We start from the raw sequence: 12,345 nt of genomic DNA on the forward strand, positions 1-12,345 counted from the left end.
GGATGAGGGTGCGTAATCGTCTCGGGGTCCTGGCGGTGGCGATGGCGGTGGCGATCCCGGCGCTCGCCCAGGTCCCGATCACCCCGGCCCGGCCCGACCCGAACGATCCCGACGCGGTGCTGGTCGAGGAGCTGGTGGTCACCGCCCGCGACCGCGGACCGGCCTGGTGGACGGTCTCCGACGCCGACACCACCGTCTATGTGCTGGGCGCGCCGTCGCTCGCCCCCAAGCACATGGAGTGGGACCGCAGCGTCTTCGAGCGCCGGCTGCAGGGCGCGCGCGTGGTGATCCTGCCGTTCCAGGACCTGCACGTGCGGGTGACGGGGGCGCTCGGGGCGGCGTTCAACATGCTGCGGCTACGGTCCGGCACGCCGTTCGAGGAGACCCTGGACGACGCCACGCGCGCCCGTTTCGTCGCCGCGCGCACACGGCTCGGCCAGCCCGCCAAGCGCTACGCGACCAAGAACCCGCTGGCCGCCGGCCTGTTGCTGGCCACCGACTATCGCGACCGCTCGAAGCTGACCAATTCCGATCCCACCAAGCTGATCAAGATCCTCGCCCAGCAGGCCCACGTCCCGATCGCCCAGAAGACCTACGACCTCGGGCCGCTGATGGGGGCGGTGATCCGCACGCCCGCGGGCGCGGGGCGGGCCTGTTTCGACGAGGTGCTGCAGCAGGTGGAGGCGGGGCCCGGCGTCACCCTCTCGGCCGCCAAGGCCTGGGCGCAGGGCGAGGTGCGCGGCGCGCTGGACAACGAGCGGACCTATGAGCGCTGCATCGCCATGGTGCCCGGCGCCGCGGCCTTCGATGCGCGCACCAAGGCCGACCAGGCGGCCGCCATCGCCAAGGCCCTGCAGACGCCTGGCCACGCCATCGCCGTGGTGCCGCTCCGGCCGCTGCTGGCGCAGGGCGGCGTCCTCGACCGCCTGCGGGCGCAGGGCTACGTGGTCAAGACGCCCGGCGAGGACTGAGGTCAGGGACCAGTTCCTCCCCCGCTGGGGGAGGGGGACCGCGAAGCGGTGGAGGGGGTCAGCACGGACCTCGGAGGACCCCCTCAGTCAGCTTCGCCGACAGCTCCCCGGTGGGGGAGCAACTACCCTCACACAGCCTAGAGGCCGGGCAGCTTGAACTTGCGGGGCGGGTCGCGCTGGATGACCACGGCCTTGCCGCCGGTCAGCGCGGCGATGCGCTGTTCTTCCGCCTGGGCGTCCACCGGCGCCGCGGTGTCCGCCGCAACGGTGGCGTCGTTCGGCTTGGCGGCCTTGGAGCTGCGCCAGAACATGACCTTGTCGGCGAAGCTCTTTTCCTTGTGCGACACGTCGCCGAACTCGTCGTCGACGACGTAGCGGATCAGCGGGTCGGCCTTGTCGGCGCCGGCCTTGGCGACCAGCATCTTCTCGCCGTCGGTGCGGGTCTGGGCCTCGCGCTGCCCGAGCAGGGCGGTGCGCGCGGCGCTTTCCGGCTGCAGCTCCTGCGGGCGCGGCTCGCCGGGAGCCGGCGGGCGAAGGGCGTAGTCCGGCGGCACGACCAGCGGGGCCTTGGTGACGACGCGGAATTCGTCGGGTGTCACCTTGCTCATGCCGAGCGCCTTTTGCGTCGACTGGCATCCGGCGAGACCCACGGCCGCGAACAGGGCGGTTGTGACGATCACTCGGTTGACGCTCATAGAACAGTAGCTCCTAGGCCGCCCCCGGCCACTTTCGGGACTGGCATACCGCAATCGGCGGACCGCGCCAACGGGATCAGCTCTCGGCTGGGCGCTCGCGTCGCAGGCTGTCGAGCAGCAGGAGGGCGACGCCGACGCTGATCGCGCTGTCCGCCACGTTGAACACCCACGGAAACCACAGGCGCGAGACGTCGACGAAATCCACCACCGCGCCGAACCGCGCACGGTCGATGGCGTTGCCCACCGCCCCGCCCATCACCAGGCCAAGCCCGACCGCCGAGGCCAGCCGATCCGAGCGCCGCGCCCAGCCGGCCAGCATCAGGGCGACGATCACCGAGAAGGCCACCAGCATCCAGCGCACCAGGTCGTGATCGGCCCGCAGGAAGCCGAAGCTGACGCCGGCGTTCCAGACCATGGTCAGGTGGAACGGCCCGGCCACCGGCACGGTGGCGATCTCCGGCAGCTTCAGGCCGTAGAGGATCCAGGACTTCACCGCCTGGTCGAGGACGATGGCGACGGCCGCGATTGCGAACGACGTCCAGCCGAGTCTCGTCACGCCCTTCATGCGTCCACCTTGCCATGCGCCGCGTCCCAGGCCGCCACGGCGTCGGCGTCGCGCAGCGAGAGATCGGGATAGCGGGGATCGGAGCCCACTTCCGGCAACACCCGCCAGGAGCGGGCGCATTTGCGGCCGTCGGCGCGCAGCGGCTCCACCGCAACGCCGGGCGCGTCAGCAAGCCTGAAGGCCTCCGGCGGCCCCTCGCCCGCGACCAGCGTCGCCTGGCTGGTGCGGAACACCTCCGCGGGATCGAGCCCGTCGAAGGCGGCCGAGAGCTCGGCATCGGCGACGTAGACCCGCGGCGCGGCTTCCAGCGCGGCGCCCAGGCGCTTCTCGCGGCGCTCGACCTCCAGCGCGCCGGTGACCACCGAGGTCACCTGCTGCACCTTGGCCCAGCGCGCCGCCTCGGCGTCGTTGCGCCACGCCGCCGGCGTGGTCGGGATCACCCGCAGGCAGTTGGAGTGGCTGTCCGGATAGCGGGTCGTCCACGCCTCTTCCATGGTGAAGGGGATCAGCGGGGCGAGCCAGGCGGTCAGCCGCTCGAACACCGCGTCCATCACCGTGCGCGCCGCGCGCCGGCGCACAGCGTCGGGGCGGTCGCAGTAGAGGCTGTCGCGGCGGATGTCGAAGAACAGGGCCGAGAGCTCGTTCTGGCAGAACTCGGAGAGCGGCCGGATCACGTCCTGGAAGACGTAGCCTTCGTAGGCGGCGCGCACCTGGCCATCCAGCTCGTAGAGCCGGTGCAGGATGAAGCGCTCCAGCGGCGGCATCTCGGCCAGCTCCACCGCCTCGTCGGGCGAATAGTCGGCCAGCGCGCCCAGCATGTAGCGCACCGTGTTGCGCAGCTTGCGGTAGGCGTCGGCGGTGGTCTGCAGCACCGTCTTGCCGATCCGGCTGTCGTCCGAATAGTCGATCATCGCGGCCCACATGCGGATGATCTCGGCGCCGCTCTCGCGGATCACCGTCTCCGGATCGACGACGTTGCCCTTGGACTTGGACATCTTCTCGCCGTTCTCGTCCATGGTGAAGCCGTGGGTGAGGATGGCCTCGTAGGGCGCGCGGCCGCGGGTGCCGGAGCTTTCCAAGAGGCTCGACTGGAACCAGCCGCGGTGCTGGTCGGAGCCTTCCAGGTAGAGGTCGGCCGGCCAGCGGGTGTGGGGCCGGTTCTCCAGGGTGAAGGCGTGGGTCGAGCCAGAGTCGAACCAGACGTCGAGGATGTCCTCGACCTTCTCGAAGCGCTCCGGATCGTGGTTCCCCAGGAAGTCGTTCACCGGCCGGTTGAACCAGGCGTCGGCGCCTTCCGTGCGGATGGTCTCGACGATGCGGCGGTCGACCTCGGGGTCGTGCAGCGGCTGGTTCGTCTCCTTGTCGACGAACATGGCCAGCGGCGAGCCCCAGGCGCGCTGGCGGCTGATCAGCCAGTCGGGGCGGCTCTCCACCATCGAGCGGATGCGGTTCTTGCCGGCGCCCGGATAGAAGGCCGTGGCCTCGATGGAGTCGAGCGCCGTCTCGCGCAGGGAGCGGCCGCCGTGGACCGGGGTGTCGAGCGGCTCGTCCATGCGGATGAACCACTGCGGAGTGTTGCGGAAGATCACCGGCGCCTTGGAGCGCCAGGAGTGCGGATAGGAGTGCTCCAGGCGGCCGCGCGCCAGCAGGCGGCCGGCCTCGATCAGCTTGTCCATGACCGCGGCGTTGGCGGGGCCGAACTTGCCGGCCTTCTTGCCCTCGGTCTCCAGCACCTTCAGGCCGGCGAACAGGCCCACGTGCGGATAGTAGGCGCCGTCGGGATCGACGGTCTCCGGGATCTCGCGGTGGCCGTGCGCCAGCCAGACCAGGTAGTCGTCGGCGCCGTGGCCGGGGGCGGTGTGGACGAAGCCCGTGCCGGCGTCGTCGGTGACGTGGTCGCCGGCCAGCATCGGAACCTGGAAGCCGTAGTAGCTGTCGAGCGCCGCCAGCGGATGCTCCAGCACCATGCCCTGCGGATCGACCGCCTCTACCCTGCGGAAGCGCGCGACCTTGGCCGCCTGCATGACCTCGTCGGCCAGCTTCTCGGCGACGATCAGCCGGTCGCCGGGCGCGGCCCAGGGCTCGAAGGCCAGGCCCTCTTCCATCGCCTCGACCTGGTAGACGGCGTAGGCGATGGACTCGTTGTAGCTGACCGCCCGGTTGGCGGGGATGGTCCAGGGCGTGGTGGTCCAGATCACCACCGAGGCGCCGCGGGCGGCGTCGGAGCCCTCGACCACCGGGAACTTCACCCAGATCGTCGGCGACACGTGGTCGTGGTACTCGACCTCGGCGTCGGCCAGCGCCGTGCGCTCCACCGGGCTCCACATCACCGGCTTGGAGCCGCGGTAGAGCTGGCCGGTGGCGACGAACTTGTGGAACTCCGCGACGATGGCCGCCTCGCTCGAATAGTCCATGGTCGCGTAGCGGTGCTCCCAGTCGCCGAGCACGCCCAGGCGCTTGAACCCGGCCATCTGCACGGCGATCCAGTGGGCGGCGTACTCGCGGCAGCGGGTGCGGAACTCGGCCTTGGAGACCTCGTCCTTGCGCCGGCCCTGGCCGCGCAGCTCCTCCTCGATCTTCCACTCGATCGGCAGGCCGTGGCAGTCCCAGCCGGGGACGAAGTCGACGTCGTAGCCCAGCAGGAAGCGCGAGCGGACGACGAAGTCCTTCAGGGTCTTCTGCAACGCGTGGCCGATGTGGATCGCGCCGTTGGCGTAGGGCGGGCCGTCGTGCAGCACGAACAGCGGCGCGCCGGCGCGCTGCCGGTCCGCACGGATGGCGTTGTAGAGATCGAGCTTGGCCCAGCGGGCCAGGATCTCCGGTTCCTTCTGCGGCAGGCCTGCGCGCATCGGGAACGGCGTGTCGGGGAGGAAGACGGTTTCGCGGTAGTCGCGCGAAGGCTTGTCGGCGTCGTCGGCCATGGGACTTTCCAGCTTGGTCGGGACTGATTGAGGTGCGGGTGTAACCCGGCGCGCGCTGGAACGAGCTCGTCCGGCGGCGTCACGCCGGGCGGGTAATTCGCAAGCTCGTCCAAACCGAAGTCATGACGGCTGCGTCTAGCAGAGGGCGCGCGCGAACCCAAGCGCTGCGGTCGCCACACGGCTCGCCGAGTTCAATCGCATTCTGTATACAGGCAGGAGCGACGGCAATCGGGCGTCGTCGTCGGGGGTTGGCGATGAAAAGCACCACATGGGCGCTGGCTGCGGTCGCGGTCGTTCTGGCCGGCGCGCCGTCACCGGCCGGGGCGCGGGTCACGCGGCTGCAGATCGACAAGGTGGACCCCGAGGCGTTCGGCGGCCAGGCGTTCGGAGCGGCGGGGCCCTACGAGGTGGTGAGCGGTCGGGTGTTCGGCGAGCTCAACCCGAACGACCCTCACAACGCCGTCATCCAGGACCTGCGCCTGGCGCCCCGCAACGCCCGCGGGCGGGTGGAGTATTCCTCGACCTTCGCCCTGTCCCGGCCGCGCGACATGTCGAAGGCCAGCGGCGTCCTGGTCTACCAGGTGGCCAACCGCGGCGGTGGGGCCGTCCAGGGCTCGCGCGACGGCCATCTGCAGGTGATCAGCGGCTGGCAGGGCGACATGGTCCCGGGCGCGGGCCGGCAGACCCTGTCGGTCCCCCGCGCCACGGCCGAAGGCCCGGTCCTCGTCCGTTTCGTGGATATCGCGGCGGGCGCGCGCACCGCGCCGATCGAGGTGGGCTCGGTCCGCATGGTCCCGGCGCCAACCCCGGTGTCGCTGGACACCTCGACGGCGCGGCTGACCTGGGCGCTTGCCGACGACGCGCCGCCGACCGTCGTGCCCGCCTCCGACTGGGCCTTCGCCGACTGCGCGGCGACGCCGTTTCCAGGACGGCCCGACCCCACCAAGCTCTGCCTGAAAGCCGGCTTCGATCCGAAGCGGGCCTACACCCTCACCTATCGCGCCAAGGACCCGCTGGTGCTGGGGATCGGCTACGCCGCGATCCGCGACCTGGTGGCCTTCCTGAAATATGCCGACGCCGACCAGGCGGGCGCGCCCAATCCGGCGAAGGGCGGCGCCCGCTTCGCGATCGGGACCGGGGTCTCGCAATCGGCGAACGTGCTGCGGTCCCTGGTGCACCTCGACCAGAACATCTCCGAAGACGGCCGCGTGGTGTTCGACGGCGTCCTGCCCTCCAGTTCGCTGCGCCAGAACGCGCTGGATTTCCGCTTCGCCGTCCCCGGCGGCGGCGCGGCGCTCTACGACTACGGGACCGAGGGGATCATGTGGTGGAGCCCCTACCAGGACCGCCTCCGCGGCCTGCCCAGGGCGAGCGTGCTGGACCGCTGCACCGCCAGCCGGTCCTGCCCGAAGGTCATCGAGATGTTCGGCGGCTCGGAGCTCTGGGACCTGCGCGGCTCCCCCGCCCTGGTGGGCACGGACGCCAAGCGGGACATCCCGCTGCCGCCGAACGTCCGCCGCTACTTCAATCCCGGCGTCACCCACACCGGCGGTCGGGGCGGCTTCAGCCTGGCCGGCGTCAAGCTCGGCAGCTGCCTGCTGGCGGCCAACCCGAACCCGGCGTCCGACACCCTGCGGGCGCTGACCGCCGACCTGATCGACTGGGTCGCGAAGGGGATCGAGCCGCCGCCCAGCGCCTATCCGACCCTGGCGGCCGGCCAGCTGGCCGATCCGAAGGTGGTCTCCGCCGCCTTCCCGCAGATTCCCGGCGTCCCCGCCCCGCTCGGCGCACTCAACCCGCTGCCGACCTACGACTACGGCCCGACCTTCCACGCCGCCGACCTGACCGGCGTGATGGCCCTCCAGCCGCCGGGGATCGGCGGTCATGTTCCGCTGCTGGTCGCGACTGTGGACGCCGACGGCAACGAGACCGCCGGGGTCCGGTCGGTGCTGAACCAGGCGCCGCTAGGCTCCTATGTCGGCTGGAACTACGCGACGACCGGCTATGCGGCGGGCCTGGGCTGCGGCTCCAACGGCGGCTTCATCCCGTTCGCCGCGACCCGGGCCGAGCGGCTGGCCAAGGGCGATCCGCGGCCCTCGCTGGAGGAACGCTACGGCTCGCGCGACGCCTACCTCGGCAAGGTCCGCGCCGCCGCCGAGGCCCTGGTGGCCCGCCGCCTGCTGCTGCCCGAGGACGCCGCCAGGATCGTCGCCGAAGCCGCCCAGACGGACGCCTTCCACGCGCTCGCGCCCGCCCGCCAGCCCTGATCCGCGGTTAGGAAAATGCCGTCGAGAGCAGCGCGACCCAATCCACGATGCCGACGGCGATCGCTATCAAAGAGAGCCCGGTGTAGCGGGAGTTCTCGGCCATGGCCTGAGCCGCCCCAATTTCCGGCGCGTTCAGACGCTTCACTGCGACGGCCGACGGGAGGGTGCAGACGAAGCTGAGGCCGGCGATCAGGCTCAGGCCAGCCGGAGCGTCGTCCCATCGGGTGACGGCGGAATTGGCGATCGACCACGCCAAATAGCCGACGGCGGCGGATGCGCCGATCCAGGTTGGGAGGGCGCGACGGCCCAGCCGTTCGTTGATCTGCCGGAATAGCGGATAGAGCCAGAGCACCGAGAACAACGTGCGCCAGAACGGTGCGATCGCCTGCCTGTCGTACTTGCGCGCCCAACGCCAGCACTTCCAGCGCCAGAAGAACCCGTACATCCCTGCGGTGGCGATGTTCATGACGAGGAACTTTCTGAGCGTGACCGGATAATAATGGGCTGTTCCGGCGTAGCTGGCGTCGGCCCTCAGGCCGGCGCGCAGGCCGAGCGCCCCTCCGGCGATCAGCAATCCGCCCAAGGCCACCAGCGCGACCAGCAGGATCACACGCGTCGAACCGATCGAGCCGCCGCGCCACGATGTGAGGTCAAGGTCGGCGTAGATCGCGTTGCTCAGGCGGCTCGTGTCTTCGCGGAAGGCCGCGACGTCTGCGGCCTCCAGCACCGCGGTCTTGCCCACCAGAGTCTCGTCGATGGTGAGGATCCCGCCCTTTCGATGGGTCTGCAGGTCGTAGCGAAAAGCCACGCCGTCGATCTTCGTGCCCGATGGCGCGGGCGGCTTGTGTCCCGGCGTCACCAAGACGATGCGGTGGCGCCTGGTGACGGGAGACGGCAACAGGAGCGGCTGATGGCGCACTCCCACTGCCGGCGCCTTGTAGCTGTCCAGAGTCGAGGCGTTGATGGGAAACGCCTCGGCAAGCTTCCCACGCCGGAGGGCGCCGGAGGGGAGGCTGTAGCTCTCGCCCACCGACAAGACGTTTGCGTCGCGATTGTCTGTGACCGTAAGCGCGGCGGTCCGCGTGAGCCCCGGATACAGCCCTTGATAATATTCCAGGTACTTCTTCTCGTAATCGGCCGGTGAGCGACTGGCGAGGTCAGCGCGCATCCAATCGGCGTCGCCATCGCGGTAGATCGAAACGACGGTGAGCGTGAGATCGCCGGCTTGGCGCGGAACGTCGTAGCGTTCTGTCACGTCGGATACCGGAAGCCCCGACGCCGGGGCGGGAATCGACTCCAGCTTGGTCTGCCCCGGACGTATCGGTAGCGCCCAGCGATACTGGATCGGATGAAGCGCCGGAAAGCGGCCGCCAGCGTGCGAGCGGGTCGGATCGACCCAGTAGGCTCGCCCGGCCAGGTCGATCCGAACGATGACATGGTTGAAGGCGCTCGTGCTGGGCGCGGCGTCGGGAAGGCCTGGGCCCCTGTCCGTATCGGTGAGAGCCGGCGACGCCTGGATTCCGAGGCGATGCAGAACCGTGACAAGCAGCAAAGCCTTGTCCTTGCAATCGCCGTAGCCGCTCCTCACCACATCTGCCGGCGCGTGGGGAACGTAACCGTCAGAAGCAATCGACAGGCTGACGTAGCGGACATTGTCCTGCACCAGCCGGAGCGCCGCTGTAACGCGATCGCGGGGATCGGCGTACGTGGCCGCTATGAGATCCACCTGATGAGCGAACGCCGGCGGCAGAGCTTCCGACTGGCGGTACAGCGGCACGGCCCAACGCACGACGTCGGCCCAGCTCCGCATGCTCGAAGCTACGACGTGCGCCCACTGCTCCTTCCACTCCGGCGTATTGTCTTCGCCATGAACGGGAGCTGGATCGACGACTCGCCAGACATATTCGTCGAAGTCGGCGAGATGCGTGACCCGCGGAGCCGGCGCCCCTGCGTACCGCCGGCTGTTGAGCGCCCAACCACGCGGCCACAGCAGCCGATATCTAGCCACACCCATCGGGACAGACCAGCCGAGGTCGTTCGAACCGAAGTAGGCGCCGTTCAACACTCGGTCGCGGGCGTCCCAGCTACAGCCGTAGTCGACGATGTCGCCGACGCGAATGTCCTTCAGGACGATGTGAGCAGTGCGGCGGCCGTTGATTATGCCGTCATCGAGGTTCTTCTCGCGGCGCAGCACCTGAATATCAGCGCCGGCCAAGCGGTCGGTCGCGACGCCATTCCGCCAAACGCGGATGTGGTGAAGGGTGAGGTCTTCGGTGAGCGGGTCGAAACCGAGATCGAGGCTGGCGCCGCTCTCTAGGCCGGTTCGATCCGTGATCTGATAGGCGCTGCGGGCGTAGGCGACGACCTCTTCGGCGGCGGGTCGGTCCTGGTGGTCGTCGAGGAGATAGTAGATTCCGTCGGACACCTGCCGCATCCGGTCCGCCCGCGGCTTGGGTATCGGCAGATCTTCAACCCATGACGGGGCGGCCGCCATGCGGACCTGCCCTGCCGCCTGGGCCGACACGCCGGCGCCCAGCCATACGCAAACCGCCAAAGCGGCCGACAACCATCTGAACATGAAGCGCCCCCGGCGAATGCTGCCGTGGCGGGCTGTCCTGCGCAAGTGCAATGCTGAGTTTAGTCGAAGTCCGGCATCAGCAGGTCGCGGGCGATGCGGGCGTCGGCCATCACCTGGGTGGTCATCTCGTCCAGGCCGGCGAACTTCTCCTCCGGGCGCAGGAAGGCCACCAGGTCGGTCTCGATCACCTGGTCGTAGATGTCCTCGTCGAAGTCGAACAGCCAGACCTCGAGCAGGGGGGTGGTGACGCCATCGACCGTGGGGTTGACGCCGATGTTGGCGACGCCGGGGATCTCGCGGCCGTCCGGCAGCCGGGTGCGGGTGGCGTAGACGCCGAGCCTCGGCGTCACATAGTCGGCCAGGGCGACGTTGGCGGTCGGGAAGCCGAGCTTGCGGCCCAGCTGGCGGCCGCGCTGCACCACGCCCTCGATGGCGAACGGCCGGCCGAGGATGGCGGCGGCGTCCTGCGGACGACCCTCGCGCAGGGCGTCGCGGACGGCGGTGGAGGAGAACTTCTCGCCGCCGTTGTCGCTCACCGGCTCGGCCACCGAGACGCCGAAGCCGAGCTCGCCGCCATAGATCCGCATGGTGTCCGGACTGCCGGTGCGGTCCTTGCCGAAGGAGTTGTCGAAGCCGACGGCCACGTGCCGGGCGCCCAGGCCTTCGGCGAGCACGCGGGTGGCGAATTCCCGATCGGTCATGTTGGCCAGTTCGGGATCCAGCGGCAGGACGTAGAGGATGTCGACGCCCAGGGCTTCCAGGGCGCGGGCCTGCTGGTCGGGCTGCATCAGCCGGAAGGCCGGCTCCTGGGGCCGGAAATAGACCCGGGGATGCGGATCGAAGGTGATGACGCCGAGCGGCGCGCCGAGCTGGCCGGCGGCCTTGGCGGCCAGGGCGATCACCTTCTGGTGGCCGCGGTGCACGCCGTCGAAGCTGCCCATGGCGAGCGCCGCCCCGCGGTCGTCGGCGGGCAGGTGCTTCCAGCCACGGATGACCCGGACCCGGCTCATGCGGCCCGACGCGGGATCATGACCACGGCCTCGCCATCCACGACGGTCTTGCCGTTGACGACGCATACGGTCTCCAGCGTGGCGTGGCCGCGCTTGTCGTCCAGCGCCTTCACCGTCACCCGCGCGGTCACCAGGTCGCCGATCTTCACCGGCCGGCGGAAGCGCAGGGACTGGCTGAGGTAGATGGCCCCGGGGCCGGGCATCCGGGTCCCGAGGACCGCGGAGATGTAGGCGGCCGAGAGCATGCCGTGGGCGATCCGCCCGCCGAAGCTGGTGGTCCGCGCGTAATCCTCGTCCAGGTGCACCGGGTTGACGTCGCCGGAGACGGCGGCGAAGGCCTCGATGTCCGCAGCGCCCACCTCGCGGCTCAGCTCCGCGCTCTGGCCCAGGCTCAGTTCGTCGAAATAGAAACCCTGCACCGGCAGCCGCTCCCCTTGCGCGGTTTTCATTAAGCGACCGGGCCCGCGCTTACCAGACGAGGTCGGCCATGGCCCAGGTGGCGGCGAGGCCGTCCTGGCGCAAGAGATCGGCCACGGCGGCGTTGTTCAGGCCGTCCGGGCCGATGGTCTCCGCCCCATGGATGCCGCTGGCGACGAACAGCACGTCGAGATTGCGGGCGTTGGCGCCGCGCACGTCGGTGGGCAGGCCGTCGCCGATGCAAAGCACCCGCGAGCGGTCCAGCGGCCGCTCCAGCCGGGACGCGGCTTCCTCCAGCGCGAGGTCGTAGATCGCCTGGTAGGGCTTGCCGGCCATCAGCACCTTGCCGCCCAGGCTCTCGTAGAGCTGGGCGAGCGCGCCGCCGCAGTAGACCAGTTTCTCGCCGCGCTGCACGACGATGTCCGGGTTGGCGCAGATCATCTCCAGGCCGCGGGCGATGGTGTCTTCGAACCGCTCGCGATAGTCGGCCGGCTCATCGTTTTCGTCGTCGAAAGGGCCGGTGCAGGAGATGAACCGCGCGGCCTCCAGGTCCGAGAACTCGAGGTCGATGCCCTTGTAGAGCGGCCCGTCGCGGTCGGGGCCGAGCCGCCAGGCGGGGCCCGGCGCCCGCTGCGCCAACAGCACCCGCGTGGCGTCGCCGGAGGTCACCACGTGCGACCAGGCCTCGCGCGGCACGCCCAGGCCGTCGAGCTGGTCGATCACCGGCCCGTTGGGACGCGGCGCATTGGAGATCAGCACCACCGGCCCGCGCTGCGCGCGGAAGCGGGCCAGCGCCTCGCAGGCCTTCGGGAAGCTCTCGCGGCCGTTGTGGATCACCCCCCAGACGTCGCAGAGCAGGACGTCGTAGCGGTCGGAAAGCTCGGAGAGGCCGGCGGCCTGGGTGGGGGCTGTCATGGGCGG

Annotated in this window: 9 protein-coding genes; 2 read left to right on the forward strand and 7 right to left on the reverse strand. The window is 70.1% G+C overall.

The annotated features are described in order from the left end of the window. Positions 1 to 8 precede the first annotated feature (8 nt). Complete coding sequence (locus DJ021_RS04835; protein WP_165837116.1) at positions 9 to 971, forward strand: TraB/GumN family protein; 963 nt, start codon at positions 9 to 11, stop codon at positions 969 to 971. A 137-nt stretch (positions 972 to 1,108) separates the two neighbouring features. Here DJ021_RS04835 and DJ021_RS04840 read toward each other — a convergent pair whose 3' ends face one another. The 3 genes from DJ021_RS04840 to ileS all read right to left on the reverse strand — a co-directional run bounded on the left by DJ021_RS04840 (position 1,109) and on the right by ileS (position 5,152). Beyond that, the gene (locus DJ021_RS04840; RefSeq protein WP_111456467.1) at positions 1,109 to 1,666 is read right to left on the reverse strand and encodes a DUF3035 domain-containing protein; all 558 of its coding nucleotides are present in this window, start codon (positions 1,664 to 1,666) and stop codon (positions 1,109 to 1,111) included. Positions 1,667 to 1,742: 76 nt separating this feature from the next. Then, positions 1,743 to 2,231, reverse strand: coding sequence for a signal peptidase II (lspA, locus tag DJ021_RS04845; protein ID WP_111456468.1), 489 nt, complete (start codon positions 2,229 to 2,231; stop codon positions 1,743 to 1,745). After that, complete coding sequence (gene ileS / locus DJ021_RS04850) at positions 2,228 to 5,152, reverse strand: isoleucine--tRNA ligase (protein ID WP_111456469.1); 2,925 nt, start codon at positions 5,150 to 5,152, stop codon at positions 2,228 to 2,230. The genes lspA and ileS overlap by 4 nt, the downstream gene beginning before the upstream one ends. 254 nt (positions 5,153 to 5,406) lie before the next feature. Between ileS and DJ021_RS04855 the strand changes: the two genes are divergently transcribed. Then, positions 5,407 to 7,419 carry an alpha/beta hydrolase domain-containing protein gene (locus DJ021_RS04855; protein WP_111456470.1) on the forward strand — a complete coding sequence of 671 codons (2,013 nt, stop codon included), beginning with the start codon at positions 5,407 to 5,409 and terminating at the stop codon, positions 7,417 to 7,419. A gap of 7 nt (positions 7,420 to 7,426) precedes the next feature. Here the strand turns inward: DJ021_RS04855 and DJ021_RS04860 are convergent, their stop codons facing one another. From DJ021_RS04860 to DJ021_RS04875, 4 genes are read right to left on the reverse strand one after another with little or no spacing between them, the layout of a single operon-like run. After that, on the reverse strand, positions 7,427 to 9,997 hold the full coding sequence (locus DJ021_RS04860) for a DUF3857 domain-containing transglutaminase family protein (protein ID WP_133254944.1): 2,571 nt from the start codon (positions 9,995 to 9,997) through the stop codon (positions 7,427 to 7,429). Between the two features lie 59 nt (positions 9,998 to 10,056). After that, positions 10,057 to 11,007, reverse strand: coding sequence for a bifunctional riboflavin kinase/FAD synthetase (locus DJ021_RS04865; RefSeq protein ID WP_111456472.1), 951 nt, complete (start codon positions 11,005 to 11,007; stop codon positions 10,057 to 10,059). Beyond that, entirely contained in the window at positions 11,004 to 11,456 is a 453-nt protein-coding gene (locus DJ021_RS04870) for a MaoC family dehydratase (RefSeq protein WP_165837117.1), read from the reverse strand. Before DJ021_RS04870 ends, DJ021_RS04865 begins: the two co-directional genes overlap by 4 nt. Before the next feature lie 19 nt (positions 11,457 to 11,475). After that, complete coding sequence (locus DJ021_RS04875) at positions 11,476 to 12,339, reverse strand: TIGR01459 family HAD-type hydrolase (RefSeq protein WP_111458979.1); 864 nt, start codon at positions 12,337 to 12,339, stop codon at positions 11,476 to 11,478. Between the last annotated feature and the right edge of the window lie 6 nt (positions 12,340 to 12,345).

The organism is Phenylobacterium hankyongense (assembly GCF_003254505.1).
Lineage (GTDB): Bacteria > Pseudomonadota > Alphaproteobacteria > Caulobacterales > Caulobacteraceae > Phenylobacterium > Phenylobacterium hankyongense.